The organism is Haloarcula sp. H-hyl2 (assembly GCF_056934385.1).
In genome coordinates this window covers 521,467-546,460 of record NZ_JBRIIJ010000001.1, presented here as the reverse complement: position 1 = coordinate 546,460, position 24,994 = coordinate 521,467, and the positions used below count along the sequence as shown (strand labels likewise).

Here is a 24,994-nt window from a genome sequence, read left to right as displayed (position 1 = left end):
GTTGGGGGTGAGCCCTAAAGAAATTCTCGCTACCCGATGTAGCGCAGGTCCTCGTCGGAGGGCGCCGGCGCGTTCTGCTGTTCCATCTCCTGGATCTTCCGGACGACCTCCTCCATCTCGTCGGCACGCTCCTCCAGGGAGCCGAAGTCGACCTCGAATCCCACGACCGTCTGGAGCACTTCCAGGACTGCCTGTGCGCTCTTGGGGTCGACCAGATAGCCCGAGGTCTCGCCCATCAGACAGGCTGCGGGGATGTCACGGCGCTTGCCCAGTCCCAGGAGCAGTCCCGAGACGCCGACGATACCGCCGGCAGGTTCGTCCTCGCGGAACTCGACGCCGGCGTCGGTCAGCGTCTCCGCGAACTCGTCGGTCGTGGTCGCACCGAGGACGTCGTACTCTTCGATGAGTTCCCCCGTGGGAACGCCACCGAGCGCGAACACGTGTTCGACGCCGAAACTCTCGGCGACGTCGAGGAACGTATCGGTCAGGCCGTAGTGCCCCTGGGTGTCCTGTGCCTGGTGGTTGCCCGAGAGGACGAGCATGTCCTGGCCGTCCTCGGGCGTGACGGCGTAGAACTCCGCTGCGGCCAGTTCGGCGCGCCCCTCGTCGACGCTGACCTGTGGCGGGAAATGCGTCGAGTAGACCCGACGAACCAGCTCGCTCTCCAGTTCCTCCAGCAGGTGCTCAGCGGCGAGTTTGCCCACGTGTCCGACGCCCGGCAGCCCCTCGACGAGTACTGGCTCGTCAAGGTCGGGGTCGGCGACGGTCTCGACGTCGTATTCGTCCATACCGCCTATTCTCGGCGGCGGCGCTTAAGAGAACGTCGATACGAGCCGTACGGGTCCGCAGGATCGAACGGCGCCGGGGCGCTGTTGACCGCGTCGGCACCACACTCGGGACAGGTGTCTCCGAGCGTGTACACGGGCCGGTCGTGTTCGGACTCCCAGGCCCCACAGACGCGGATGTCGGATTTCACGCTACTCGTCGTCTTCGTGGCGCTCGCGGTGGAAGGTCGCGGTCCCACCGTGATCCTCGACGACCGTACTGGCTCGGGCGGCGCTGTCTTCGAGCGCGCCCTCGGCGGTCTTGTAGTCGGGCGCCTGTACCTGGATGCGGTACTCCGGCGAACCGACGTAAGTGACTTCGAGTTCGATCTCGTCGGGCACCTCGCCGTTCCCTTCGGCGGCCTTGAGCGCCTCCTTGATTATGTCGACACCGTCGTGGTCCGGACACTCCAGATCCACGTAGCCGGTGACGTTGACGTAGGGGACGGAAACGTTCTCGCGGGCGGTCTCGACGATGGCCTCGATCTCGTCGTCGTCCAGGTCGGTCTCCTCCAGCGTGGACTCGCCGTGGATGGCGGCGGCCTCGAAGCCGTCGTACAGCGAGCCGAACTCCGCGAGCAGGGCGTTGGCGATGGCACCGTAGGTCTCGTCGTCGATGTCCTCGCCGAAGGCCAGTTCCATCCAGTTGTCGGCCTTCTGCTCGTTTTTCCACTCCTGGATCTTCTCCTTGCGCTGGTGGTCGTTGACGTCCTTGATCGAGAGGTCGATCTGCTGGGCGCTCTCGTCGACGTCCAGTACTTTGGCGACGACGGTTTGGCCCTCGTTGACGTGATCGCGGACGTTCTTGATCCAGCCGCTGGCGACCTCGGAGATGTGACAGAGGCCACGCTTGCCCTCGTACTCTTCGAGGTCGACGAACACGCCGAAGTCCTCGATCTCGTCGACCTTGCCGACGACGAGTTCGCTCGGTTCGGGCCAGCCGCTGTACTTCATCCTATCGCGCCTCGACGACGGCGGTCACTTCACCTTCGATCTCGGCCTTCCCACCGGTCGGGTGGGCCAGCGTGTGGCCACAGACGGCACAGGAGACCTCGGAGGCCGCCTTCTCGAAGATGGTCTGTTCGTTCTCGCAGTCCGGACAGGCGACGGTAACGAAGCTTCCAGCCATGATTACTCCTGGAACTCCAGTCGGCCGGCGCGCCATCCCTCGCGGAGGTGGGCGTTGCCACAGTCCGAACAGATGTACTTGAGGTCGGTCTTCTTCGTGGGTTTGTCTCCACCGGGGACCTTCGAGAACTTACCTTTGTTCCCGATCCCGGTCCCACGCCGCTTGCGCTGGCGGTCGTTGACCTTCTTCATCCCCGACGAGCGACCGGAGCGGACCTTCTCGACTTCGTGCTCGTGGTGGGCGTGACAGTGCGGGCAGTACGTATTGAAGCGTCGCGGCATCTCCATAGATATCGACCTTACAGGTCGCTTCGATATGCCGGCTTAAAACCCCGACGGTTCGGATTTCCACCCCAACCGCGAGCCCGCACGTGGTCCATCATGTCTCTCTACGCTGCACAGGGCAGTCGCTCAGGAATGTAGAGAGACGGGGTAGGTCGGTCAGCGGTGACCCACGTTTCGACACGTGGGCTGAAAGGTGCTGTCAGACCGTGCCGTCTACGTGTTCCTCTCGGTTCCCCACGTAAAGCCCCTCCGGTCCGCCCTGCACCCGGAGCCTGCGGAGAGCTGTAGCCTCCTTCGAAGTCACTAAGTACGGCGTTTGCCAAGGGCCAGGCATGAAGAAACTCATCGTCCACGGGGACGCAGGCTTCCGGAAGGGCGGCCGCATCGAGTACGACGGCGAGGAGTACGAGGTGTTCGCGGTCGCTCGACAGGGCGAGTGGCACGGTCCCGACCGGCCCCAGCTGTGGTGTACCGTCGGGAAAGCCCACGAGGAGGAGACGTTCAAGAAACAGGAGTACATCCCGATGCACCTGGACACCGAGGACGTCGACGCCGAGGCCGTCACCGTCATCCGGGAGAAGGCCCCGCCCAGCGCCGAGAGTTGAGGGCGCTACAGCTCGTTCTGGTCGACCCGATAGATCGTCACGCCGCCGGATTCTGTCGCGACCGTCACGCCCGATAGCTCGCCGACCGTGATTCCGTCGTAGCGGTTGCGCTCGGCCGGCCCGACGTAGACGTACGTGACATCGTATTTCGAGAGCAGGCGGCGCTGGTCGGTCGCACCGCCGGAGTAGATCGTCTCGACGTCGCTGACCCGCTGCTGGTAGACCGTGTCGTTCCGATACTGGGCCTCGTGGTACCATCCGGCGACGGTCGGCAGGCCGGTCAGACTCGCCGGCGCACTCGCGCCCTTCCCGTCGCTGGGCGCCCACTGGTAGCCGGCGGGCGCGGCGGTCACGATGGTCGGCCGGCCCTCGCGGTCGTCGAGCCAGCGGATGGCCGCCGCCTCTTCGGGATGTGCGTCGTCGAGGTACGCCCGGCCGTTCAGCGTCATATCGCCGGCCCTGTCGGCGTGGTTCGACAGCGCGAAGACACCGTACAGCGACGTCGAGACGACCAGCAGCGCGACGAACGTGCGCATTGCCATCGCCATTCCCGCACGCATCCGCTCCGAGGACGGCCACGACGGTCGCCAGCGGGTGCCGAGCCAGCCCAGAACCGGGCCGACGGCGACGGCCCACAGGATCCACACCTGCATGTAGGTCTTGAAGACGGTGTTCATCCTGCCGATGTTCTCCTTGACGAAGACGAACTCGACGAGCATGACGAGGCCTGCTCCGGCCATGATCAGGACCGCCTCGAAGCCAACGGGACGGTCCCCGCCGTCGGCCAGTGCGGCGATGGCGTCGACGCGCTCCGAGAGGTGTCGGCCGCGAGCCAGCAACCAGGCACCGACGAGCAGCGGGCCGACCAGCCCGACGACGGCGACGTCCAGCGCGGCCCCGCCCGCGAGGACGGCGACGGCAGCGGCACCCATCGCCAGTCGCGACTGGCTATCGGCGAGTCGACCCTCGACCCTGGCGTAGAGGTACAGGCCGAACGGGAGGACGAACGGGCCGTGGACCGCGATCAGTTCCACGAGGGAACTCCGGTCCGGCAGGACCGCCAGTTCACGGCCGCTGGCCGGCCCGAGCCAGAAGGGCAGCGACCAGACCAGCCCCAGTGCGAGCACGATGCCGGCGACCGTCAGTGCCGCCCCGATCCGGACGAGTTCCTGGCCCACACCGCCAACTCTGAGCCGCCGACCGGAGCGCTCGGGCAGCAGCGTCGTCGGGTCGGCCGGCGCGACAGCGACGGTCAGCATCGTCAGTCCTGCCACCGAGGGGAACGACCACGTGTTGGTGACCGCGACGAGACCGGCCAGTGCCGGGAGCGTCCCGAACAGCAGTGCCAACCGGCGCCGTCGCTCGTCGGCGGGCGTCTGGTAGTAACTGAAACACAGCGCCGCCGCCAACAGCAGGAACCCCGTGCTCATCATGTGGGCGTGCATGTCCCCGTTGAGCCAGGAGAACAGCGGGAACTCGTCGATGACGGGCGCGATAGCCGGTTCGTAGGTCCCGAAGTCCGCCGGATCGTCCTCGATGACCCGGCTGGCGTCCCAGTAGCTGAACGAGTGCGGGCCGGCAGCCAGGCCGCTGGACTGGAAGCCCGTCGCCGAAAGCAAGCGCGCCGACAGGGCGTCGGGCAGGGCCCAGACCAGGAACCGCGCCGGCGTCGAGAGGTTGCTGGCGATACCGACGAAGAACGCGCCAAAGCCGGCTGCGAGCCGTCGCGGGATGCCACGGTCGGCGGCGATCGCGCCGGCGAGCCCGTAGGCGGCAGTGACCAGCGTGGCGTAGAACCCGGCGAGCGCGAGGTTGTAGGCGTACTCGCCGGCCGTCCCGGTCAGCCGAGCCAGGATCGCTGCCAGGAGGTGCCCCCCGTAGTAGTACGCGACCGGTTCCCCGGCGAACCACATGTCCTCCGGCGGGATGGTCTCTGCCCGCAACAGCGACTGCAAGAGTCCGAAGTCGAGGAACTTCTCGCCACCGATGGGGACGATTGCAGGGTCGACCGCACGGATCCAGACGACGAACGAGAACCCGAGCGTGAAGACGACAGCTGCTTCTGCGTACGCCCTGCCCTCGACCGTTCCGCCCCGTCTCGTCGCGAGGATGGTCACACCGAACAGGACAGCCAGCCCGAGCCAGACGCCCGCCGTCAGCGAGACACGCCCGACGACGTAGGTCACGAGCCACAACACCGCGAGCGCGACGGGGACGCCGAACGCCACACCCTTGTCGGCGAACCGTGGAAAGAGGACGGCCGCGGCTGTCGCCCCTGCGTAGAGCAAGAGGAGATACAGGGCGAGCCACAGCACGACGAGCCCGTATTCCATCAGTGATGTGGGCGCGACGCTGGCCTATACGTCTTTTGCACGCGGGCGAAGCGAGCTTCGAACCGTTTTTACTCACCCGCAGTGCAAGGTAGCACAATGTCGCCGACCGTCGGTGTCGTCGTCCCTGCCTACCGGCCGGACGTGGCCCAACTGCGCCAGTACGTCCGGGCCATCGACGACACGCTCTCCCCGACGACGATCATCGTCGAACTCGACGCCCCCGAACGCGGTGTCCCCGACCAGCTCGCCGACCTCCCCGCCCGTGTCGAGACAGTCCCCTACCGGCGTGGGAAAGGCGCCGCCATCACCGCCGGCTTCGAGCGCCTGGAGACCGACGTCCTCGCGTTCGCGGACGCGGACGGATCGACACCGGTCGACTCACTCCAGGCCGTCGTCGACCCCGTCGTGGACGGCACGGCGGACCTGTCGGTGGGCTCACGGCGCCACCCCGACGCCACCGTCGCCAGCCACCAGACCCGCGCTCGCCGCTTTCTGGGCGACGGCTTCGCCTGGCTGGCCGGCCAGCTCCTCAGCGTGCGCCTGTACGACTACCAGTGTGGCGCCAAGGCCATCGCCGCCGACGCCTGGGCTCGCGTCCGTGACCACCTCTACGAGCCCGGCTTCGCCTGGGACGTCGAACTGGTCGCAATCGCGGGCGCCCTGGACCTCCGGGTCACCGAGATCCCGATCGAGTGGGAGGACAAACCCGGGTCGACGGTCTCGCCGGTCCGGACCTCCATCGCGCTGTTCCGTGCACTGCTTGCTTCGCGACACCGGGCGAAACAACTCAGCGACAGCACGCTCCACACGGCGATCGCCGCCCGCCGTGACGAACCGACCGCGCTCGTCAAACGCGAGCGATGACGGCCCCCGGTGACCGCCTCCGTCGCGTCGTCCCCGACCGGTTCGACTCGCTCGTCTCGGGTGTCAGGTTCGGCCAGTTCGTCTCTGTCGGCGTGATCGGGGCAGTCTGTGACACCACCGTCCTGCTCGTCCTGACGGAGGTGTTCGGGGTCCTCCCGGAGATTGCGACGCTCGTGGGCATCGAGACTGCGATCCTGATTATGTTCACGATCAACGAGCGCTGGACCTTCGCCGACGAGGGCGACCCGGAGTCGCTTCTCCGACGGCTCCTCCGCTCCCACCTCGTCCGGGCCGGCGGCTCGACGACCCAGTTTCTCGTCTTCGTCGTCATCTACCGACTGCTGTTCGTACCCCTCTCTGTCGCCGGTATCGATCTCTGGGTGCTCGTCGCCAAAGGCGGCGGAATCGGCCTTGGGATGCTCGTCAACTACGTCTTCGAGAGCATCTTCACCTGGCAGGTCCATCAGGACGAGTAGCGCGTCACGAACTCACGGACGGCAGGTGAATCACAACCCTTAATGAGGGGCCTCGGTTACGAGGAAGTAGCGGGATGGGATAGCCAGGAGATTCCGGCGGGCTCATAACCCGCAGATCGGTAGTTCAAATCTACCTCCCGCTATATTCTGTCGCTCACGAAATCGTGAGCGACGAATCCGTGTGGAATAGATTTCGAACCCTGCCAGACAGAGCGAGCGCAGTGAGCGGCCGTCTGGCTCCGGTTCAAATCTACCTCCCGCTATCGTTTTGCTGCGAACGATACCGTGAGCAGCAGTATGGGACAACGTGGCCTCAAAGATATCTGGGCAGAAGACTCACGTATGGTCCCTTCGTCCGTGCAAGTAGCCATGCGTCCTGAGAGGGTCCCCAGGATAGCGGGACGAACCGAGACACGACGTCGGTTCCTCGCCGCGGTCGGTGGCGCCGCAGTCAGTGGACTCACCGGCTGTTCGAGCCTGCGCAGCGATACCGAAGGTGAGGGCGACACAGTCGAGATCGTCCCGGTCAACACCACTGATTCGCCCGTGACAGTGGGTGTTCGAGTCGAAGACAGCGACGGGAGAGTCCTCATGAGTCGAGTCTACGAACTCGACGCTGGGCACGCGGACGAGTCAGCAGGTGTCGATAGTCGTCCCGCGACGGTCCTGGCATTCACACCGGACGGCCGGTCCAACGAGTGGGACTACGCACCCGATCCCGATCTGGACTGTCCCGGACAGGACATCGGAATCAGGGTCCGAACAGACAGTATCGAGCCGTGGTATGCGTGCTAAGGCGGTCGGCCGCCGTTAGCAGCGTCCTGTCGGACTACCCGTCGCCGTGCTCGTCGACGACGACCACCTCGCCATCGACGACCTCGACGTTGATGAGCGTCTTGGCGTCGTAGCCCGCTTCGTCGAGTTTGTTCTGGCCGTCGGCCTTCTTGATCACACAGACGACGTCACAGATGTCCGCACCGATGTCCTCCAAGGCGCCCGTCAGCGCAGCCAGCGTCCCGCCCGTCGAGAGGACGTCGTCAAGAACGAGCACGCGGTCGCCCTCGTAGACGTCGTTGACGTACATCTCGCTCTCGGAGTAGCCGGTGACCTGCGAGAGCGAGACCTCGCCCTCCAGGCCGTACTGTCGTTTCCGGACGACCACGAGCGGGATATCGGTCATCAGCGAGACGGCCGTCGAGAGGTGGATGCCCATCGCCGCCGGCGTGACGATCTTGTCGACGCCGTCGAGTTCGGCCTTGCGGATGATCTTGATGACGATCTCGCGGAGGAGTTCGGGGCGCAGCATCGGGACGCCGTCACTGATCGGGTGTACGAAGTAGTGATAGCCCTCCTTCTCGATGATCGGTGCCTCGAGGAGCGACTCCTTCAGCTTGTCCATGCCGACGGTACTGCGAGGGTCTACAAAAATTCTCCGTCAGCGGCTCATACGAATTACTGAAATCTCTTGCCGGCATCGTCTACCCACGGTCGGACGATTACCGGTACACAGCGTCAGTACTCCGTCTCAGAAGAGTTCGAGGAGCTGGCCGAGAACGCGGACCATCGGGAGCGAATGTGCGTCACCGAGTGCGTAGTACTCGAGGATCGTCAGCCAGACGAAGATCGACGCCAGCGCAGTCGTGACACCGAACAGTAGCGCTCCGAGGGGGCCGAACCAGTCGTCGCTCCGGCCGAAAAGCGCCCAGAGCGCAAGTGGTCCAGCGGTCCCGAGCGCCAGCACCGCGTGGAACTGGAACGCCTCCCCGATGCCGTTGACCGAGAGTGCGACGAACGCGAGGACGAGTTGGCCGCCGATGAGTAACGCTCCGGCCAGTGTCCAACCGAAGACCCGACCGTGTTCGGAGAGTGTCGTTCGGATCGCTGGAACCCGAAAGAGGAGGAGGATTCCGAGCGGATACAGGACGAACAGATATCGGACCGTGATCTGTGCATGGATCGGGAGCCGTGAGATGTAGAGTAACGAGGTCCCGAGCATCACGGTGGCAGCGAACAAGTCGGCGACGGCGCCCGCAGAGAGCACCCGACCGGGGACAGACCCCGTCCGCAGTCGTCGCCATGTCGCGGGAACCATCCCCGTCACCGCAGCCAGGAGCGGCGCAGATTCGAGCACTGCCAGATTGACAGCCTCCGTCCCCGCCTTGTTGGCTGTGTCTCCCGTGTAGCCCGAGCGGAGGAACGTCCGGGCGACCCCGGACTGGTTGGTCACCAGCGTCTCGATACCCTTCAGGAGTTGACTGACAAAGACCGCGAGTGGCCGAATCGCCGATTCGAACGGTCCGAGAAGAGCTGACAAGAATCCCTGGGTTGTCTCACTAGTCGACCCGCTCATCGCCCCGGCCGACGAGGTAGTTTCGACCGGGACGGCACGGGGCAGGAGACGTGGCGGGCGCAGTGGAGAGCCAGTCAAGAGCACGTTCGTGACGAGGAACGGGACGAGTGCGACACCGGCTGCACCGACGATGACCGCAAGCGTCCGTGGACTGTTGTTCGCGGCCGTCGGCAAGTCCACCACGACGAGTGCAAGACAGAGGAGGAGCGCCTCCGGAGCATGCACCCACGCGTACAGCATCACAAGGGCGTATGCGGAAGCACGATATCCAGTCGGAGTTCGGACGAGGCCAGCGTCCTCGTCCTCCCGGCTCCGATACAGGCAGTAGACGATCCCCAGGGCCACAGTCGCCGTGACGACGTGGCGTTTCGGGACGGTCGCCCACAGGATCAGCGGCGACCCGACCACGAACATGACTGCACCAATCACAGCCAATCGCGTGTCGTGTCGCCGCCGCAGCAGACGGTAGAGCAGCACCGGGCCGAACGCCGCGACGGTCATGTGGAACAACTGGAGCGCGTAGAGGTGCGACGAGGCGCTGTCGAGCGGCGTGGCCAACGCGACGTTCAGGCCGAACAGGCCGAGCACGACCACACTGCCCGCCTGAACGACGCGGTCGCTGTCGAGGAATCGTCCGAGTTGTCCGACCAGCGCGAGCGACACCAGCGCCCAGAGCGCGACGATTCCGATCCGGAGTGATGTCACAGCCGCAACTGCCTCCACGAAGGCCAGAAACGGTAGTGAGAGGACGAGAACACCGTAGTTCCGGGCGAGATACTGGCCGTCGTACAGCGACATCCCAGGTGTTCGCAAGCTCCCGCCATAGACTGGCTCGGTCACGAAGAGCTGGCCGTTCCAGAGACTGTACAGCCCGTTCGCGAGCGTGTACGTATCGGTGATGAAGATACTGGTTCGCCAGGCCAGCAGGAAGAGCGAGAGACAGCCCAGAAAGATCGTAACTCCCAGTCGGTCGCCGAACAGCGCTGCGAGGAGGGCCTCGCGGACAGAGGCGTCGTCGCTCGTCCGTAGCTCCAGTCGGTCCGCCAGCGTAATCGAACTCACGAGACCACCTCCACCGTGACGTTCCGGCCGGCGACACGCTCTCGTCCGTTCGAATCCTCGATCCACACGCCGAGCGTCGCGTTGTACCGGTCGGTGTCGGGCTCACTCCGGAGCGAATCAGATTCGAGAGTCGCTTCGTAGCGGTCACCGATATCGGAGGTGAGGAAATGTGTCGTCGACCGCGAGTAGTTCAACGCGGGAATCTCGATCCCATAGGAGAGTATCGGCCCGCCCTCCAGTGTCTCGAACTGGACCGTCGCCGGCGGAATCACGAGATAGTTGCTCCCCGAGCCAAAGCCACCCCGTTCGATCGTCGCTCGGTCGGGGAAGTCGACGCTGGCGACGGTCACGTTCCCCTCGCCGAACGTGACCTGGCGTGACTCGGTGAGCGTGACACCGGGCACCAGCGGCCCCGAGACGAGTGCCGTTACCACGACGACGGCAGCAACGCCGATCACGAGGCCACGCGTACCGTCCATTGGTACGGTTCACTTGGCCGACGGAAATAAACCCATCGTGGCGATAGTGCTGTCGCTACCCGGTCGAAAAAATACGAAAAGAGAGTGAGTCAGTTACGCTTCAGGACCGGAGTCCTGCCCGAGCGTGGCCGAAGAGTCGCCTTCAACCGGCTCGTAGACGACGCGGATATCGTAGTCGTTGCTGACACCGACAGTAACCGATGAACCGGCGCTGATTTCGCTACCTGAACTGTAGGCACCCGACCCGCTCCAGGAGCCACCACTACCTGCTGTATTGAAATCAGGAGTGGTAGATGCGGTCACACTTGCGAATCCAGTCCCCCGCATGTACAACTCTTCAGCAGCAATCGTATCCCCGCCGTCGTGCGTGACCGTCAAAACACCATTACTGGAAGAGCCAGTGGCGGCAGACTGGTCGTAATCGAACGCGAAGCTGGCCTGCGGCGTCGTACTCTGTGTCTGGTCCCCGAGTCCGAGGACGAACGATGCGATGACAGCAGCCAGGATGACCGTGATGGCGACCATCAGGATGACCCCGATGACCGGCGATACAGCGTCGTCGTCGTTGAACAGTTGTTTCAGATCCATTGTTGTGTTCCGTGTGTTCGACACACCGTCGACGTACACGTACGAGCGGAACCTGCACCGACCACCTCGGTGCACGCCCCCATCCCGCGTCGGTGTGCTGTTTCAGTCCATTGGGATGTACTAACTTATACCCGCCCAACGTTTTACCGGTCAAGACAGCGTTGAAACAGGGTCAAGACCGACCTGAAACAGAGTCAGGAATTCCCTGAAACAGAACTGATGCCGCCTGAAACCGGAGAATATACGAGTTTACACTATTCGTCCACTTGGTCGTTCTCTCGACCCGATATCGACGCGCGCAATTGTCCCAACATCTATATTTTCTGAACGAGTGGTCGTGTCCCGGTCAGATCAGGACCACGGAACGAGATGGAACCCACTGGATGCTACAGCGCGGTCGAAAAAATGTGAAAGCGAAATCAGCCGTTACGCTTCGGGACCGCTGTCCTGTCCAAGCGTCGCGGACGTGTCGCCCTCCGGCGGTTCATAGACGACCCGAATCTCGTAACTGTCGCTGACACCAGCCACGATAGAATTCCCGGCCTTCACTTCGGTTTTTCCACCGACAGCGGTGTCCCAGTTATCGTTCTTGTCGTTATCATCGATGTCAACCGCACCGCTCCCGCTACTCCACACAGTGCTATCTACCCAGCCACTGCCGCGGAGATACACACTCGAACCTTCCACCGTGTCACCGCCGTCGTGTGTGATTGTCAGCGTCCCCTCGTCGGCTGCGCCAACGCTCTCGTCGTAATCGAACGCGAAACTCGCTTGCGGCGTTGTTTGCTGTGTCTGATCCCCCAGCCCGAGGACGAACGACGCGATGACGGCGGCCAGGATGACCGTGATGGCGACCATCAGGATGACACCGATGACCGGCGACACCGCGTCGTCGTCGTTGAACAGTCGTTTCAGATCCATAGTTTGCCTGCGCACAGCCACGTGTCGCGAGCAACGCCCCACCCAAGCTACGGATCACTGTAGTCCGCTCCCGATATCGCCGATCCACGGCCGGACGATCACCGGTCGACAGCTACAGTAATCCGTATGAGGCACGTACCACGCTCGCAAGTGGTGTGCTACTTGCATCTATACGGAACCAGATACTTATATCCAGCTATTCATCACGAAATTTTCCGCACGAACTGCTGTAGGACACGTCGAGCGCCTACTCGGAGTCGTTCCGCTGGTTCGACATGTACTCGCTGAGCGTCATCTCGCGGCCCGCGTAGGTGTGATAGACCGACGAGAGCGCGAACACGGCCGTGATGAGCGTCGCCCAGATCAGCGGTGGGATGAGCGTGAAGGGGAAGACGCCGACCCACAGGACCGTCACGATGGCGAGACTGACCGCACTGAGCGAGAGGTAGTACTCGCGCCAGGGAAACTCGCCCGCGGAGACGATCTCCAGATAGACAGTCAGTTCCTGTGTCTGTGGCGTCGTCGAGATGAGGTTGTCGTCGCTGTCGTACTCGACGATACCGGCCTCGTCGAGTCGCGGGAGATGGGTCTGCTGGAGTGTCGTGTAGACGCGCTTTCGTTGCGCGCTGGAGACGCTCTCAGAATCGCAGTCGTACTCCATGGCCGCGACGTGTGACGCGAGGTCACCGAGTTCCACTGGCCCGCCGTTCTCCCGGAGGTACTGGAGGGTATGTCGCCGCCGTTCGTTCTGGAGGACGTCGAATATCTCGCCCTTGGAGAGCGAGTCGTCGACGTCCGGCATCTGCATCGCTTGGTTGCTCATCGTATCGCCTCCCCATCGCCATGACCCGATTCACCCATCGTGGAAGGAAGATGGTGAGTCGATGATAATAACGATAGGGGTATGCCGCGCCGAGGATCACCTCGGTAATCAGTGTGTGGAATCAGGCGTCGGGGCCGGTCCACTTGCCGAGCGTCGCGGAGCTGCCGCCGTCGCTGTCCTCGAAGACTACGCGGACGGTGTCACCATCGTCCACAACTATGCTGAACGAGTTCCCGGCCCTCACCTCGCTATTCGAACTACCGACGTCACCGCCGAGGTTACTCCACTCACCGGAGGTCGAAGATGCCCCGCGGATGAATAACTCGTTGCCTTTGATCGCATCACCGCCGTCGTGGACGATCGTCAGCACGCCATCTCCTGAGAATGAAGTTCCTGCATCAGCCGACGTGGCACCCTCCTCGTAGTCGAAGCTGAAGGTTGCCTGCGGGGCTGTATTACTGACCTGGTCACCGAGACCGAGGACGAACGTTGCGATGACTGCCGCGAGGATGACGGTGATCGCGACCATCAGGATGACACCGATGACCGGTGAGACCGCATCATCGTCGTCGAAGAGCTGTTTGAGTTTCATGGGTTGGATTGCCTCTGTCCGACACGCACCGAGAGCACACCCGGTCGGAAGACCGACTGCTCTCACGGCGACGCGCTTACTTGATGGATGGTATCATCGCATATAAATGTGCAGGAGTAACTATCGAGATTGAGAATCATCCGAGCGCCAGCAGCGCGAGGGTGACGAAAACGACGAGTACAAGGATGCTGAATCCAATTCCTGCTCTGAGTGGCCGGGACGTTCTGTCCGTCTCAGCCGCCGTTCCCCGCATGTCATCGAGCGTTTCGTTCGGCTCTCTGACAATACGACCGAGCTCCTGCGTGCCACGGACGACCGCCCGATCGACCGCGGCATAGAGCTCGGTCACGCCGACGACCAGGGCGCGAGTGCCGTAGTAGACGGCCGGATTGTACAGCGAGTCGATATCCGGAACGCGCCCGAGGCGCTTGAGCGGGCGCTTGGTGACCGCAAACCCGATCAGTCCGAGGACTGCCAGCGCGAGGCCCTCGACGAGGTGGTCGACGGTATAGGTGACGTAGACGTGCGAGACGACGGCCTCGTCGGTCACGTCGAACGGCAGGATGGCGAACAGCGCCCCATCGAAGATGCCGTAGCCGACACAGAGTGCGGCGACACCGAGCATCGCGACCGTCTGACCGCGGTTGGCGTCCTCGACGCTGCCACCGTAGTCGCCGTGGAAGAACGCGTAGTACCCGAACTTGATGAACGACATGAACGTGCCGACCCCGCCGAGGTAGAGCAACCACTCCAGGGTGCCAAAGCCGGCGACCGGGAGCGGGCCCTTGGCGAAGTCGTAGTGACTCCCCGCGATGACGATCCCCTTGCTCACGAACCCGTTGAAGCCGGGGAAGCCGGCGATAGAGAGCGCCGCCACGGTGAACGCCGTCGCCGTGATCGGCATCTCGCGTGCGAGGCCGCCGAGTTTCTTCAGGCTCTCCTCGCCGGTCCGGTAGACCACGACGCCGGCGGTCATGAACAGCAGGCCCTTGTAGAGGATGTGGTTGAAGACGTGCGCGAACGCGCCGGCCTGGGCGAGTGCCGTCCCGATGCCGACGCCGGCGACCATGTATCCGACCTGGGACTGGATGTGATAGGAGAGCAGGCGCCGCATGTCGTTCTGGAACAGCGCGAACATGGCACCGAAGACCGCCATCCCGCCGCCCATGTACGCGATGGCCTCGTTGCCGGCCGGGAACGCGCGGTACATCCCGTAGACGCCGGTCTTGGTCGTGAACACACAGAGGAAGACGCTCGCGGCGATGTGCGGGCGCGGGTAGGTGTCGGGCAGCCAGGCGTGGAGCCCGATGAACCCGACGTTGACGCCGATGCCGACGGCAGCCAGCGCCGCGGGGAGGCCGGGTGCGATGCCGACGGTCTCCGGTCCGCCAGGGACCGACCCGAACAGGAAGGTCCCCTTGGCGACGTAGGTCTGGAGGATCGCGGCCATCAGCAGCGTCCCGCCGACGCCGTGCAACAGCGCGTACCGGAAGCCGGCGCGGACCGCCTTCCCGCCGTAGTGCCAGACGAGCAGCGTGCTCGTGACGGCCATCAGCTCCCAGAAGAAGAGGAGCGTGAGCCAGTCGCCGGCGAAGACGGCACCGAAACTCGTCGCCACGTACGAGAGGGCGAAGCCAGTCTGTATCGACTCGGCCTCACTCGCGTAGGAGTACAGGACGGCCGCGACGCCGATGAGCCCGAAGATCAGACCCATCAGCCGCGAGAACTCGTCGACGTTGAACAGCACCGCCTCGAAGCCCAGGAACGTCGTCTGAAGGTGTGCCCCCGCAGGGACGAACCACGCCCAGGCGACGGCCGCCCCCGAGGCGAGGATACCGAGCGCGTGGCCGCTCCGGCGACCCAGCAACGCGACGAGGATGGCCACCGGCAGCAAGACGGCGACCGGCGGGACCAGCGTCAGGAGAGACGCCATCAGGCGACCACCCCCGGGAGGTTCCCGACGACAGTAGTGACGACCTGCAGGAACACCGCCTGGTTGGGAACGATACCCAACAGGAGCGAGAGCGTCGCCGCGGTGAGGATCGGTCCGAGCATGAACCAGGTGCTCTCACCGCCCAGCCAGCTCCGCTCGTCCCAGCCGCCTTCGGGTGGGCCGCCGTGGTGTTCGACGTCCTCGTGGCGCTTCCCGAGGTGGTCGACGTGTGCAGGATCGGGGACGTCCTCGTCGCTCTCGGCGTGCCCACCGCCGTCCGTGCGGACGGCCGTCCCGCCGAGCGCGGACTCGATCAGTGGCTTCTCGTCGTGAGCCTCGGGCGACTCGAAGAACGCCTGATAGACGATGGGCCAGAAGTACGCGATGTTGAGCACGCCGGAGACGAGCAACGCGGCCGCGAAGATACCCGCGCCGCCGTCGAGTGCCCCGATGACGAGGTACCACTTACTGACGAAGCCGGCGACCAGCGGGATGCCGGCCATCCCGGCCGCGGCGACGCCGAAGGCAGTCATCGTCAGCGGCATCCGCTTCCCGATGCCGGCCATGTCGCTGATGTCGTCGGTGTGGGTCTCGACGTGGATGGCCCCCGCACAGAAGAACAGGGTGAGTTTCATGAACGCGTGAGCGGGGATGTGGAGCAATCCACCGATCAGTGCGTCACCCTCCAGGAGCGCCAGCCCGAGCACGATGTACGAGAGCTGGCTGATCGTCGAGTACGCCAGCCGTCGCTTGAGGTTGTCCTGGCGGAGCGCGATGACGCTCGCTGTCAACAACGTGAACGCGGCGACGGCAGCCAGCGGTAGATCGACACCGAGGTCGGCCATCAGCCCTGTCCCGAAGACGTCGAGCACGACACGAGCGACGCCGAAGACGCCGCTCTTGACGACCGCGACGGCGTGGAGCAGGCCCGACACCGGCGTCGGCGCGACCATCGCGTCCGGGAGCCAGGAGTGAGCCGGCATCAGCGCCGCCTTCACGCCGAACCCGGCCGCAAGCAGCGCGAACGCGGCGCGAGCGAGCGTCGGGTCGGCGGTGGCGAGTCCCTCGATACCGCCGGGGGTGAATCCGGTCGTCCCGGTCAGGAAGAACACGAGGACGGTCCCACCGAGGACAGCCACGCCGCCACCGAACGTGTAGGCGAGGTACTTCCGGCCCGCGGCGCGGGCCTCGTCGGTCTCGTCGTGGGTCACCAGCGGGTACGTCGAGACCGTCAGCAGTTCGTAGAAGACGAACAGTGTCACGAGGTTCGCGGCGAACGCGACTCCGATGGCCGACGCGAGACTCGCGGCGAAGGAGGCGAAGTAGCGCGTCTGTGCGTGTTCGTCCAGCCCACGCATGTAGCCGATGCTGTAGAAGCTCGTGACGATCCACAGCAGACTCGCGAGCAGGCCAAAGAGGATCGCGAGCGCGTCGACCCGGAGCGCGAGCCTGATTCCCGGCCCGAACTGGCCAAACGAGAAGACGAACTGGTCGCCGGCCAACACGGCGGGGACCATGCTCACGACGATAGCGAACTTCGCGAGGGCGACGGTGATAGTGACGCCCTCACGGAGGTTCGGACGGCCCTTCTGTGAGAGGATCAGCGGGATAGCGACCGCCGAGACGAGCACGGCCAGCAGTGGTCTGAGTGATGCGACGTCAGTCATGGGTTCAGTAGCGGCGGCAGTGTGTCTACGAGCGTCTGTTCCAGCGTCGGGACGGCCGCGGTCAGCGCGACCGCCAGGACCGCAGCGACGACGACGACGGCGAGCATCCCCGGCGAGACGGCGCTTCCGCCGTCGGTAACGGTCGGTTCCTCGTCCTCGCGGATGGTCGGTTCGGCGAAGTAGAGCCGTTCGACAAGGCGGGCGAAGTACGCCAGCGTCAACAGCGTACTCGCCAGGAGGACGACTACGACGGGCCAGATGCCGGCCTCGACGGCGCCGACGACGATGTACCACTTGCCCATGAAGCCGACCGCCGGCGGGACACCGACCATCGCCAGCGCCAGGACGGCGAAGCCGCCGGCCGCGACCGGCGCCCGCTCTGCCATCCCGGCGTACCCGTTGACCGCCGAGGCGCCGGTGTCACGCTCGATAACTCCGGTGGCGGCGAAGAGGCCACCCTTCATGATAGCGTGGCCGACGAGGTGGACCGTCGCACCGACGACCGCCGTCGGCGTCGCGATGGCGAACCCGGCGACGACCAGGCCGAACTGCGAGACCGAGGAGTACGCCAGCATCCGCTGGACGTCGTCTTGGGAGACAGCGAGTGCGCTCCCGGCGACGATACTCACCGAGGCCAGACCGACGAGTATCCAGCGTGCGGCCGGCACCGCAGTCAGGAACTCCACGGTGAACACCGAGAACATGATCCGAGCGAGCGCGTAGGCCGAGACGGTCGAGACCAGCGCGGAGATGAGCGCGCTCACCGTGTCCGGGGCGTTGGCGTAGGCGTCGGGCTGCCAGGTGTGCAGGGGGAACAGGGCAACCTTGACGATGAGCCCACCGACCATGAGACCGAAGGCGGTGATGACGAGCGTCGAGTCGTAGCCCACGGCAGCCAGTTTGTCCGCGAGGTCGGCCATGTTGAGCGTCCCGGTCGCCGCCAGCGCGTAGCCGACCCCGAGCAGGTACAGCGACGCGCCGACGGTCCCGATGATGAGGTACTTCAGCGCGGCGACGGCGGCGCTAGCCTCGCGCCCGCTGGCGACCAGGCCGTAGGCCGCAAGCCCCGTGATCTCCAGGAAGACGTAGAGGTTGAACGCGTCGCCGGTGACGGTCATCCCGGTGAGACCCGTCACGAGCAGCAGGTACTGGCTGTAGAAGGTGTTCGCGTGTGGCCCCGCCCGGCGTGCGTACGCGAGCAGGCCGAACGCGACGACGCTGACGAGCAGGACGACGGCCGCCGAGAGGCCGTCGACGACGAGTTCGATGCCGTACGGCGCGACGAAGCCGCCGACGACGTAGCTGACGGTGCCGTCGGTGACGACCGTCGCAGCCAGCCACGCTGCCAGCGCAGTGTGAACAGCCAGCGTCACCGCCGCGACGGGCCACCCGGCGCGGTCCGAGACGAGACTCGCGACCAGCGGGACGGCACCGCCGACGATGGGCAGGACGACGAGCAGGACAGGGACGTGTTCAATCATAGTAGAGCTGTTTCAGCGTGTCTTCGTCCAGCGTACCGTACTCCGAGTAGATGCGGATGATGAGCGCCAGTGCCACCGCGGTCAGGCTCACACCGACGACGATAGCCGTCAGGATGAGTACGTGCGGGAGCGGGCTGACGTACGGGCCAGCCCCCTCCTCGATGACCGGCGGATTGCCCCCGGCACGGTAGGCCAGCGTGATGAAAAACAGGAAGATGCCCGTCTGGAAGATGTTCATCCCGATGACCTTCTTGACGAGGTTGGTCGACTCGACGAGCATGTACAGGCCGATACCCAGCAGCAGGACCACGGCGTAGTAGTTGTAGTGTGTCGCCAGCAGATCCAACTGGAGCGGGCCGATCATCGTTCACCCCCCTGTGGCCCGTCGCCGACGTGGCCGAACCCGGCCGCGAGCAGGAAGAACAGGCCGATGGCCACGCTGGCGACGATGGCTCCGATACCCAGTTCGACCAGTTCGATGCCGTACTTGCTGGCCTTCTTGATGATGAAGGTATACTCGGTGTATTCGAGGAACGTCCCGCCGAGCGCGATCGAGCCCAGCCCGATGGTCGCGAACGTGAGGACGCCGCCGGAGGCCAGCGCTGCCACGATCCGAATGTCGACCCATTCACGCGTCGACTCGATGCCGTAGGCGAAGGCGAGCATCATCACGACAGACCCGGCGATGACCCCGCCCTGGAAGCCGCCACCCGGCGAATCCGCGCCGTGGAACATCACGAACAGCGCGAACGTGAGGACGAACGGGGCGACGACCCGTACGGTGGTCATGATGATCGTACTCTCGACGTACAGTCCGGGTTCGTTGTCGACGCTCATGCGAACACCTCCTGTCTGAGGACCGACAGCGCGGCGATGCCGGCGACGAAGACGACGACCGCCTCACCCAGCGTATCGAACCCACGGTAGGCCGCGAGGACGGCGGTCACCGCGTTGTGAACCTGGGTCTCGTCGTAGGCGTTCTCGATGTAGTACTGGGTGACCTCACCGCCAGTGACGGGCGCACTCGGATCGCCGATGGCCGGCAGCGCCGGCACCGTCGCGGCCATCACGGCGACGAAGACGCCGACGCCGACGACTGTCCGGAGGCCCACCGGTTCGAGGAGTCGCTCCTCGTCGGGGCGGACGGTGTTGGCCAGCGCCAGCAGGAAGAGGATGGTCATGATACCAGCGCCGACGGCCGCCTCGGTCAGGCCCACGTCCGGCGCCTGCAGGATGAGCCAGATGATCGAGATGCCCAGGCTGTATGCCGCGAAAGCGATTACGGCAGCCAGGACATCTTTGAGCATGGCTGCGCCGACCGCACACGCCAGGACGAACCCGATGAGCGCGACTTCCACGAGTGTCGGCGTCATCGTTCCCCCTCCGTGTCGTCCGTCGTCCAGGGTTCGATACCCTGGTCCTGTGCGGCCCGGGCGATGGCGTGTGCCGCCGTCGGGTTCGTCAGGAACATGAACACGAGCAGGAAGACGGCCTTGATCGTCGAGAGGTCCGTCTGGAGCGCGATGGCGACCGCACCGAGCGAGAGGACGGCCCCCAGCGTGTCGCTCTTCGAGGCGGCGTGTGCACGGGTGTAGACGTCGGGCAGTCGGACGATACCGACGGCCGCGACGAGACCGAAGAACGTCCCGAGGACCGCCAGCACGACGGCGGCCCACTCCAGGGGCGTCATAGCACACCCCCCTGTTCGACGTTGAACTTCGAGAACGCTATCGAGAGCAGGAAGTTCAACAGGGCATACACGAGCGCGACGTCCAGGAACACCGGCTGGTCCAGCCCCGCCGCGACCAGCGAGATGGCGATGACGGTGTTGGTCCCTGCGACGTTGACCGCGATGACGCGGTCGTGGGTCGTCGGGCCGGCGAAGACGCGGTACAGCGCGACACCGGCGAAGATGACGAACGCCCCGGCCAGCACCAGCATGATCGTCGCCAATTCAGTCATCGTCGATCACCTCCTCCTGGCGGGTCCCGTTCGCACTGTCGACCCGGTCGTCACCACGCTCGCGCGGCGAGGCGATGGCTGCCGCTTCGCGGCCATAGAAGACGAACCGGACGGCCCGTTCCAGACTTCCCCCGAACAGATCATCACGCGAACCCGCGGTCAGCGAGTGGATGTCGAACGCCTGGTCCGAGACGCTGACGGTGAGCGTCCCCGGTGTGAGGGTGATGCTGTTCGCGAGCGTCGTCACAGCGGCGTCCCCCCAGACAGCGGCACGGAGCTGGACGATCTTGGGGTCGATCGGCAGCGACGGGTGGAGGACGACATAGGCGATCTGGAGGTTGGCGACGGCGATCTCCCAGAGGAGATACGGGATGTACACGAGCAGTCGGGCCAGCTGGATCGGGAGCCGGGTCACCGACGGCTGCTGGCTGAACGTGATCGGCGCCAGTAGTACCGTCACCAGTGTCGCGGTGATCGCACCGGTGAGGAAGTCGAACAGCGTGTACGCGCTCAGCAGCATGTAGAACACGTACGAGGCACCAAAGAGCGTGAGGTACTTCGGCAGGGAGGCAGCGCGGGCGAGTACTGTCGGCCGGGCTGCCCGCTCGACCGGTGCGCGTTCGGTCTCGAACTCGCCGCGTGCGAGTTCTGCTTCGAGCGGGCGCAACATCGGTGCCGCGCCGCCGGGGCGGTACTCGGGGTCGAGGATGACCCGGTCGATACCGTTCTCGGCGGCGTAGTCGATGATGGCGTCGGCGTAGTCACCGGGACTGAAGAGGTACCGATCCGCTCCCAGTACCGCCTCCGTGATGGTGAGGCCGTCGACCGGTTCGTCGCCGACATCCTCCTCGACCCAGACGTCGACGCGGTCGAGCAGTTCGGTCGCTTCGCCCAGTTCCGCCGGGGCGTCGGGGTCGACCGCGCGAGTGCTCGCGACGACGACGAAGTGGAGTTCGACCGGTCGCGGTTGCTCGCTCGCGGCCACCTGTGCCTGTTCGACGGCGTAGGCGACGGTATTGCGGACCGTCTCGGAGTCGGCGACCGGCACCAGTAGACGGCGGGCGTCAGATACGGTCACGATAGTTCCTTGAAAATCCTGAATCTGTATGTCTGACGAGCGCTACTGTCGTTACCACCTTCGAGCAACGGGACACGCAAAACTATTTCGCAATCCACTGGCCGCTTATCCGAGGACGGCGGCCAGTTCGTCCGCAACTCGCAACCCGAGCCCCGATTTCTCGCCGACGTACTCGCTCGTCTCGTCGGCGTCGACCAGCAACGCACGCGTCTCTGTCGTACCCATCACGCTCGCGTCGTTGGCGACGACGAACGCGAGGTCCGCCCGGTCCCGGAGCGCCCGCGCACGCTCGACGAGGAGGTCGTCGTCGCCCTCGCTCTCGACTTTGAAGCCGACGATGGGGAGCGACGGGTGGGCCTCGCGGACGGTGTCGATGAGCTTCGGCGTCGGCGTCAGTTCCAGCGTCAGCGTCGCCTGTCCACTCTTGATCTTCTCCGGGGCAGTCTCGACCGTGTAATCGGAGATGGCTGCAGTGGAGATGAGTGCATCGGCGCCGTCGGCGACCTCGGTGACTGCGGCGGTCATCTCGGCGGCGCTCTCGACCCGTTCGACGGCCGCGTACGGGACCGTCGGCCCGTCGTGGACGAGCGTCACGTCGGCACCGCGGACGTAGCAGGCCCGTGCCACCGCACGCCCGGTCCGACCCGAGGCCCGGTTCGAGAGCGTGCGGACGGGGTCGACAGACTCGGTCGTCGCGCCGGCGGTGACGACGACGTGCTCGCCGGCCAACGGGCGGTCACCGGCCGCGCGGGCAACCTCCGTGACGATCGCTTCTTCGGTCGCTATCTTCGCCTTCCCCTCCTCGACGCGCGGGTCGACGAACCCGACGCCCCAGGACTGCACGCGGTCGATGGCGTCCAGCACGCCGGGGTGGTCGTACATCGGTTCGTGCATCGCCGGCGCGACGACGACGGGGATGCCTGCCCCGAGGGCGGTCGTCGCACACGTCGTCACCGGCGTGTCGTCGACGGCGGCGGCGACCTTCCCGACGGTGTTGGCGGTGGCCGGCGCCAGCAACAGGACGTCCCCCCACCCCTCGGTCCCACAGAGTTCGACGTGCTCGACGGCGCCGGTCACCTCGGTCACCACGTCGTGCTCGGTCGCGAACTCCAGCGCCCAGGGGTGGACGATTCCCTGTGCGCTGCCGGTCATCACGGCCCGGACGCTCGCGCCCTGGCGGCGGAGTTCGTGGGCGAGTTCGACCGTCTTCACGGCCGCGATAGAGCCCGAGACCCCGAGGACGACGTTGACTCCGTTCAGCATACGCCGTCGTTGGCACCCGTGGAATAAAAGGCCACCCGAGTGCGAGCGCTCACCGTCGGCCACCGGGTCAGTCCGGACCCGCCTCGACGACCAGCCCCGCGCCACAGCAGTCGGACTGGTACCGGTCGTGCTCGTGGACGAGCTTACAGTCCCGGTACCGGCGCGCGACCAGTCCGCCACAGGCCTCGCAGACCAGGACGTACTTCGGGTCCGCGAACACCGGGCAGTGGACGTCGGTATCGAGCGCTGCGGCCCGCTCACGGAACGCCGACCCGTGGTCGGTGGTGCCGTCGCGCTGGTACTGCTCGACGTGGACGAGTTCGTGGCGAAGCGTCGCTTCCCACTCGGCGCGGTCGAACGCCTCGAAGGCCTCGCGCGTCAGCGACAGCGTACAGGGTAGCGGCCGTCCGCTGGCGTCGGGTACGCTGTCCCAGTCGTACGGCTCCCCGACCGTCGCGTCCGGGAGTTTCGGCCGTTTGACCGCGGCTGCACGGCGTTTCGCTCGGGTCGAGACCGTCCAGTCGACCAGATCGAACCGGACGTCGACGCCGCGCTCGCGGCGGACCGTCCGGCAGTACGCACGTGACCAGGCGATCAGGTCCGCGTCGGTGTCGATGCTGTCGTAGCTCGGCGGCGCCATCCTAGAGCCCGGTTGGACAGTCGATATACGTCGTCTCCAGGCCCCACTCCTCTGCGAGTCCCGCCAGCGCTCGGACGCCGAACGTCTCGGTGGCGTAGTGGCCCGCCAGCGCGACGTTGATCCCGGCTTCGCGGGCCTCGTGGTAGACCTGCTGTTTGCCCTCGCCGGTCACGAGCAGGTCCGCGCCCGCGTCGACGGCCTCGTCGAGCCAGTCGACGCCGCTCCCGGTGACGATAGCGACGTCCTCGACGGTCTCTGGGCCCAGATCGAGCAGTTGGACCTCCTGGCCACCCGTGTCGAGTGACGCGTCCAGCGTCTCCGCGACCGCAGTGGCCGCGCGCGGCTCGGCGAGGGTCCCCGCCTGGCCGATGTACTCCGGCCCCATCGCACCGAACGGCCGACGGTCGGTCAGATCCAGCAGGTCGGCCACGCCGGCGGCGTTGCCCAGTTCCTGGTGGCCGTCCAGCGGGAGGTGGGCCACGTACAGCGCCAGGTCGTGCTCGATCAGCGGCGCGATGCGGTCGTAGTTGCGGTCGGTGACTCGCTCGATGTTCCCCCAGACGATGCCGTGGTGGGTGACGAGCAGGTCCGCGCCCGCGTCGCTGGCCCGCTCGATGGTCTCGACGGCGGCGTCGACGGCGACGGCGACGTGGTCGACGCTCCGGTCGCCCGGCCCCACCTGGAGCCCGTTCGGGCTCGCGTCCAGGTCGGCGTAGTCCTCGATAGCCAGTCGCTCGTCGAGCCGTGTCGCGATGTCGCTGGCGTCCATGCGCGGTGGTTCTGTCGCCCCGGTCGTCAGTCTTTCCTACTCGGCGCGACGAGTTGGCCGTCCCGTTCGGCGATCAGGTCCCGGTCGATGGCCGCGTCCACGATGGTGTCGAACTCCGCGGGCTCGATCTCGTAGGCGTTGACCGCGACGGTCCGGATATCAGCGCGTTCGACCGGGAGCTCTCGGTTCTGGAGGAGGCGCATCACCTTGTTGTACTCCAGTCGAGTGAGTGACTGGCCGTCGTCGTCTGCGGACTGGGAGGAGTCTCCCCCTGATCCGCTCGCGGATCCACCCGTCGTCTCCGACGACGAGCCGTCGTCCGCGGAGACCGTCTCGTCGGCCCCCGTCCGTGTGTCACGAGGCATCGTCGATCCGTCAGCCGCTCGCTCACCGTTCGCTCCAGCCAAGCCGCTGCTCTCGTCCTGTCCTGGGCCGGCCGAGCTCTCGCCGGTCCCGGCCTCCGCGCCTGCTTCCTCGGCGGGCGCCTCGTCGTCGGCCGTCTCGTTCGCGTCACTGATCTCCGTCGGGTCCGGTTGTGGTTCCATCCCGGACTCGTCGAACATCCCCGAGAGGTCCTCGTCGTCGGCCCCGCTCGGGAGTGTCGCCGCGTCGCCTGTGACGCTTCCCTCGACGTCCTCGTCGCCGGCAGCATCCACGACCGACTCGACGATGGTCGCGAGTTTCCGCCGACAGGTCGGACAGAGGACGACGGTCCGGTCGCTCGTGTCGCCCGTCTGGAGCGCCCGCGGAACGACGGGGTACTCCGACAGCGACGCATCCAGTGCCGTACCGCAGAAGTAACACGACGAGAGGCGGTCCATACGTCAGCATACGTCCCCGCGGTCTTAAAACGAGGCGCGGTCAGCTATCG

Annotated in this window: 30 protein-coding genes and 1 tRNA gene; 5 read left to right on the top strand and 26 right to left on the bottom strand. The window is 65.5% G+C overall.

The features are described 5' to 3' along the window. Positions 1-29 precede the first annotated feature (29 nt). Genes Hhyl2_RS02845 through Hhyl2_RS02825 form a run of 5 tightly spaced genes read right to left on the bottom strand, consistent with a single transcriptional unit; the run spans position 30 to position 2,240 of the window. A complete protein-coding gene (locus Hhyl2_RS02845) occupies positions 30-788 on the bottom strand; it encodes a proteasome assembly chaperone family protein (protein ID WP_483549210.1) in 759 nt (252 codons plus the stop codon). A gap of 5 nt (positions 789-793) precedes the next feature. Further along, a complete protein-coding gene (locus Hhyl2_RS02840; protein ID WP_483549209.1) occupies positions 794-976 on the bottom strand; it encodes an RNA-protein complex protein Nop10 in 183 nt (60 codons plus the stop codon). A 1-nt stretch (position 977) separates the two neighbouring features. Further along, complete coding sequence (locus Hhyl2_RS02835; protein ID WP_483549208.1) at positions 978-1,778, bottom strand: translation initiation factor IF-2 subunit alpha; 801 nt, start codon at positions 1,776-1,778, stop codon at positions 978-980. Between the two features lies 1 nt (position 1,779). Next, complete coding sequence (locus tag Hhyl2_RS02830; protein ID WP_276180804.1) at positions 1,780-1,953, bottom strand: 30S ribosomal protein S27e; 174 nt, start codon at positions 1,951-1,953, stop codon at positions 1,780-1,782. Between the two features lie 2 nt (positions 1,954-1,955). Then, the gene (locus tag Hhyl2_RS02825) at positions 1,956-2,240 is read right to left on the bottom strand and encodes a 50S ribosomal protein L44e (RefSeq protein WP_483549207.1); all 285 of its coding nucleotides are present in this window, start codon (positions 2,238-2,240) and stop codon (positions 1,956-1,958) included. 329 nt (positions 2,241-2,569) lie between these two features. Between Hhyl2_RS02825 and Hhyl2_RS02820 the strand changes: the two genes are divergently transcribed. Continuing rightward, a complete protein-coding gene (locus Hhyl2_RS02820) occupies positions 2,570-2,842 on the top strand; it encodes an HAH_0734 family protein (protein ID WP_483549206.1) in 273 nt (90 codons plus the stop codon). Between the two features lie 5 nt (positions 2,843-2,847). On the opposite strand, the gene Hhyl2_RS02815 is transcribed toward Hhyl2_RS02820, so the two are convergent. After that, entirely contained in the window at positions 2,848-5,175 is a 2,328-nt protein-coding gene (locus tag Hhyl2_RS02815) for a DUF2298 domain-containing protein (protein WP_483549205.1), read from the bottom strand. Between the two features lie 96 nt (positions 5,176-5,271). On the opposite strand from Hhyl2_RS02815, the gene Hhyl2_RS02810 reads away from it, so the two are divergent. The 4 genes from Hhyl2_RS02810 to Hhyl2_RS02795 all read left to right on the top strand — a co-directional run bounded on the left by Hhyl2_RS02810 (position 5,272) and on the right by Hhyl2_RS02795 (position 7,310). Beyond that, positions 5,272-6,039 carry a glycosyltransferase gene (locus tag Hhyl2_RS02810; RefSeq protein ID WP_483549204.1) on the top strand — a complete coding sequence of 256 codons (768 nt, stop codon included), beginning with the start codon at positions 5,272-5,274 and terminating at the stop codon, positions 6,037-6,039. After that, positions 6,036-6,515, top strand: a complete 480-nt coding sequence (locus Hhyl2_RS02805) for a GtrA family protein (protein ID WP_483549203.1) — start codon at positions 6,036-6,038, stop codon at positions 6,513-6,515. The genes Hhyl2_RS02810 and Hhyl2_RS02805 overlap by 4 nt, the downstream gene beginning before the upstream one ends. Before the next feature lie 68 nt (positions 6,516-6,583). After that, positions 6,584-6,658 (top strand) — tRNA-Met (locus tag Hhyl2_RS02800). A gap of 226 nt (positions 6,659-6,884) precedes the next feature. Then, positions 6,885-7,310: a hypothetical protein gene (locus tag Hhyl2_RS02795; protein ID WP_483549202.1), complete on the top strand. Its 426-nt coding sequence runs from the start codon at positions 6,885-6,887 to the stop codon at positions 7,308-7,310. Between the two features lie 34 nt (positions 7,311-7,344). Here Hhyl2_RS02795 and hpt read toward each other — a convergent pair whose 3' ends face one another. From hpt to Hhyl2_RS02695, 20 genes are all read right to left on the bottom strand, one after another. Next, a complete protein-coding gene (gene hpt, locus Hhyl2_RS02790; protein WP_483549201.1) occupies positions 7,345-7,914 on the bottom strand; it encodes a hypoxanthine/guanine phosphoribosyltransferase in 570 nt (189 codons plus the stop codon). A 126-nt stretch (positions 7,915-8,040) separates the two neighbouring features. Beyond that, positions 8,041-9,927, bottom strand: coding sequence for a hypothetical protein (locus tag Hhyl2_RS02785; RefSeq protein ID WP_483549200.1), 1,887 nt, complete (start codon positions 9,925-9,927; stop codon positions 8,041-8,043). Then, entirely contained in the window at positions 9,924-10,406 is a 483-nt protein-coding gene (locus tag Hhyl2_RS02780; protein ID WP_483549199.1) for a hypothetical protein, read from the bottom strand. Before Hhyl2_RS02780 ends, Hhyl2_RS02785 begins: the two co-directional genes overlap by 4 nt. Positions 10,407-10,499: 93 nt before the next feature. Next, positions 10,500-10,994 carry a type IV pilin domain-containing protein gene (locus Hhyl2_RS02775; RefSeq protein WP_483549198.1) on the bottom strand — a complete coding sequence of 165 codons (495 nt, stop codon included), beginning with the start codon at positions 10,992-10,994 and terminating at the stop codon, positions 10,500-10,502. A gap of 426 nt (positions 10,995-11,420) precedes the next feature. Then, positions 11,421-11,915: a type IV pilin domain-containing protein gene (locus Hhyl2_RS02770; protein ID WP_483549197.1), complete on the bottom strand. Its 495-nt coding sequence runs from the start codon at positions 11,913-11,915 to the stop codon at positions 11,421-11,423. A 247-nt stretch (positions 11,916-12,162) separates the two neighbouring features. Next, the gene (locus Hhyl2_RS02765; RefSeq protein ID WP_483549196.1) at positions 12,163-12,738 is read right to left on the bottom strand and encodes a DUF7344 domain-containing protein; all 576 of its coding nucleotides are present in this window, start codon (positions 12,736-12,738) and stop codon (positions 12,163-12,165) included. 121 nt (positions 12,739-12,859) lie between these two features. Further along, positions 12,860-13,330, bottom strand: coding sequence for a type IV pilin domain-containing protein (locus Hhyl2_RS02760; RefSeq protein WP_483549195.1), 471 nt, complete (start codon positions 13,328-13,330; stop codon positions 12,860-12,862). A 136-nt stretch (positions 13,331-13,466) separates the two neighbouring features. Beyond that, positions 13,467-15,263: a Na(+)/H(+) antiporter subunit D gene (locus Hhyl2_RS02755; RefSeq protein WP_483549194.1), complete on the bottom strand. Its 1,797-nt coding sequence runs from the start codon at positions 15,261-15,263 to the stop codon at positions 13,467-13,469. Beyond that, positions 15,263-16,930 (bottom strand): cation:proton antiporter, encoded by a 1,668-nt coding sequence (locus Hhyl2_RS02750; protein ID WP_483549193.1) that lies wholly within the window; start codon positions 16,928-16,930, stop codon positions 15,263-15,265. Before Hhyl2_RS02750 ends, Hhyl2_RS02755 begins: the two co-directional genes overlap by 1 nt. Next, positions 16,927-18,411: a monovalent cation/H+ antiporter subunit D family protein gene (locus Hhyl2_RS02745; RefSeq protein ID WP_483549192.1), complete on the bottom strand. Its 1,485-nt coding sequence runs from the start codon at positions 18,409-18,411 to the stop codon at positions 16,927-16,929. Before Hhyl2_RS02745 ends, Hhyl2_RS02750 begins: the two co-directional genes overlap by 4 nt. Then, positions 18,404-18,775, bottom strand: coding sequence for a cation:proton antiporter subunit C (locus Hhyl2_RS02740; protein ID WP_483549191.1), 372 nt, complete (start codon positions 18,773-18,775; stop codon positions 18,404-18,406). Before Hhyl2_RS02740 ends, Hhyl2_RS02745 begins: the two co-directional genes overlap by 8 nt. Then, positions 18,772-19,248: a Na(+)/H(+) antiporter subunit B gene (locus Hhyl2_RS02735; RefSeq protein WP_483549190.1), complete on the bottom strand. Its 477-nt coding sequence runs from the start codon at positions 19,246-19,248 to the stop codon at positions 18,772-18,774. The genes Hhyl2_RS02740 and Hhyl2_RS02735 overlap by 4 nt, the downstream gene beginning before the upstream one ends. Continuing rightward, the gene (locus Hhyl2_RS02730) at positions 19,245-19,784 is read right to left on the bottom strand and encodes a DUF4040 domain-containing protein (protein WP_483549189.1); all 540 of its coding nucleotides are present in this window, start codon (positions 19,782-19,784) and stop codon (positions 19,245-19,247) included. The genes Hhyl2_RS02735 and Hhyl2_RS02730 overlap by 4 nt, the downstream gene beginning before the upstream one ends. Further along, positions 19,781-20,101, bottom strand: a complete 321-nt coding sequence (gene mnhG, locus Hhyl2_RS02725; protein WP_483549188.1) for a monovalent cation/H(+) antiporter subunit G — start codon at positions 20,099-20,101, stop codon at positions 19,781-19,783. The genes Hhyl2_RS02730 and mnhG overlap by 4 nt, the downstream gene beginning before the upstream one ends. Beyond that, positions 20,098-20,373, bottom strand: coding sequence for a cation:proton antiporter (locus tag Hhyl2_RS02720; protein ID WP_483549187.1), 276 nt, complete (start codon positions 20,371-20,373; stop codon positions 20,098-20,100). The genes mnhG and Hhyl2_RS02720 overlap by 4 nt, the downstream gene beginning before the upstream one ends. Further along, positions 20,366-21,451 carry a monovalent cation/H+ antiporter subunit E gene (locus Hhyl2_RS02715; protein ID WP_483549186.1) on the bottom strand — a complete coding sequence of 362 codons (1,086 nt, stop codon included), beginning with the start codon at positions 21,449-21,451 and terminating at the stop codon, positions 20,366-20,368. The genes Hhyl2_RS02720 and Hhyl2_RS02715 overlap by 8 nt, the downstream gene beginning before the upstream one ends. 105 nt (positions 21,452-21,556) lie before the next feature. Continuing rightward, the gene (gene coaBC, locus Hhyl2_RS02710) at positions 21,557-22,714 is read right to left on the bottom strand and encodes a bifunctional phosphopantothenoylcysteine decarboxylase/phosphopantothenate--cysteine ligase CoaBC (RefSeq protein ID WP_483549185.1); all 1,158 of its coding nucleotides are present in this window, start codon (positions 22,712-22,714) and stop codon (positions 21,557-21,559) included. 67 nt (positions 22,715-22,781) lie between these two features. Beyond that, the gene (locus Hhyl2_RS02705) at positions 22,782-23,354 is read right to left on the bottom strand and encodes a transcription elongation protein SprT (protein ID WP_483549184.1); all 573 of its coding nucleotides are present in this window, start codon (positions 23,352-23,354) and stop codon (positions 22,782-22,784) included. Position 23,355: 1 nt separating this feature from the next. Beyond that, complete coding sequence (locus tag Hhyl2_RS02700) at positions 23,356-24,123, bottom strand: Nif3-like dinuclear metal center hexameric protein (protein ID WP_483549183.1); 768 nt, start codon at positions 24,121-24,123, stop codon at positions 23,356-23,358. 26 nt (positions 24,124-24,149) lie between these two features. Then, positions 24,150-24,944 (bottom strand): hypothetical protein, encoded by a 795-nt coding sequence (locus Hhyl2_RS02695; protein ID WP_483549182.1) that lies wholly within the window; start codon positions 24,942-24,944, stop codon positions 24,150-24,152. Positions 24,945-24,994: the final 50 nt, after the last annotated feature.

Coding starts and splice junctions, on each gene's coding strand:
- Hhyl2_RS02805 (WP_483549203.1), top strand. CDS start 6,036: ATGACGGCCCCCGGTGACCGCCTCCGTCGCGTCGTCCCCGACCGGTTC.
- Hhyl2_RS02695 (WP_483549182.1), bottom strand. CDS start 24,944: ATGGACCGCCTCTCGTCGTGTTACTTCTGCGGTACGGCACTGGATGCG.
- Hhyl2_RS02825 (WP_483549207.1), bottom strand. CDS start 2,240: ATGGAGATGCCGCGACGCTTCAATACGTACTGCCCGCACTGTCACGCC.
- Hhyl2_RS02720 (WP_483549187.1), bottom strand. CDS start 20,373: ATGACTGAATTGGCGACGATCATGCTGGTGCTGGCCGGGGCGTTCGTC.
- Hhyl2_RS02750 (WP_483549193.1), bottom strand. CDS start 16,930: ATGACTGACGTCGCATCACTCAGACCACTGCTGGCCGTGCTCGTCTCG.
- Hhyl2_RS02780 (WP_483549199.1), bottom strand. CDS start 10,406: ATGGACGGTACGCGTGGCCTCGTGATCGGCGTTGCTGCCGTCGTCGTG.
- Hhyl2_RS02815 (WP_483549205.1), bottom strand. CDS start 5,175: ATGGAATACGGGCTCGTCGTGCTGTGGCTCGCCCTGTATCTCCTCTTG.
- Hhyl2_RS02700 (WP_483549183.1), bottom strand. CDS start 24,123: ATGGACGCCAGCGACATCGCGACACGGCTCGACGAGCGACTGGCTATC.
- Hhyl2_RS02830 (WP_276180804.1), bottom strand. CDS start 1,953: ATGGCTGGAAGCTTCGTTACCGTCGCCTGTCCGGACTGCGAGAACGAA.
- hpt (WP_483549201.1), bottom strand. CDS start 7,914: ATGGACAAGCTGAAGGAGTCGCTCCTCGAGGCACCGATCATCGAGAAG.
- Hhyl2_RS02735 (WP_483549190.1), bottom strand. CDS start 19,248: ATGAGCGTCGACAACGAACCCGGACTGTACGTCGAGAGTACGATCATC.
- Hhyl2_RS02705 (WP_483549184.1), bottom strand. CDS start 23,354: ATGGCGCCGCCGAGCTACGACAGCATCGACACCGACGCGGACCTGATC.
- mnhG (WP_483549188.1), bottom strand. CDS start 20,101: ATGACGCCCCTGGAGTGGGCCGCCGTCGTGCTGGCGGTCCTCGGGACG.
- coaBC (WP_483549185.1), bottom strand. CDS start 22,714: ATGCTGAACGGAGTCAACGTCGTCCTCGGGGTCTCGGGCTCTATCGCG.
- Hhyl2_RS02770 (WP_483549197.1), bottom strand. CDS start 11,915: ATGGATCTGAAACGACTGTTCAACGACGACGACGCGGTGTCGCCGGTC.
- Hhyl2_RS02765 (WP_483549196.1), bottom strand. CDS start 12,738: ATGAGCAACCAAGCGATGCAGATGCCGGACGTCGACGACTCGCTCTCC.
- Hhyl2_RS02810 (WP_483549204.1), top strand. CDS start 5,272: ATGTCGCCGACCGTCGGTGTCGTCGTCCCTGCCTACCGGCCGGACGTG.
- Hhyl2_RS02740 (WP_483549191.1), bottom strand. CDS start 18,775: ATGATCGGCCCGCTCCAGTTGGATCTGCTGGCGACACACTACAACTAC.
- Hhyl2_RS02835 (WP_483549208.1), bottom strand. CDS start 1,778: ATGAAGTACAGCGGCTGGCCCGAACCGAGCGAACTCGTCGTCGGCAAG.
- Hhyl2_RS02760 (WP_483549195.1), bottom strand. CDS start 13,330: ATGAAACTCAAACAGCTCTTCGACGACGATGATGCGGTCTCACCGGTC.
- Hhyl2_RS02845 (WP_483549210.1), bottom strand. CDS start 788: ATGGACGAATACGACGTCGAGACCGTCGCCGACCCCGACCTTGACGAG.
- Hhyl2_RS02775 (WP_483549198.1), bottom strand. CDS start 10,994: ATGGATCTGAAACAACTGTTCAACGACGACGACGCTGTATCGCCGGTC.
- Hhyl2_RS02795 (WP_483549202.1), top strand. CDS start 6,885: ATGCGTCCTGAGAGGGTCCCCAGGATAGCGGGACGAACCGAGACACGA.
- Hhyl2_RS02755 (WP_483549194.1), bottom strand. CDS start 15,263: ATGGCGTCTCTCCTGACGCTGGTCCCGCCGGTCGCCGTCTTGCTGCCG.
- Hhyl2_RS02820 (WP_483549206.1), top strand. CDS start 2,570: ATGAAGAAACTCATCGTCCACGGGGACGCAGGCTTCCGGAAGGGCGGC.
- Hhyl2_RS02745 (WP_483549192.1), bottom strand. CDS start 18,411: ATGATTGAACACGTCCCTGTCCTGCTCGTCGTCCTGCCCATCGTCGGC.
- Hhyl2_RS02730 (WP_483549189.1), bottom strand. CDS start 19,784: ATGACGCCGACACTCGTGGAAGTCGCGCTCATCGGGTTCGTCCTGGCG.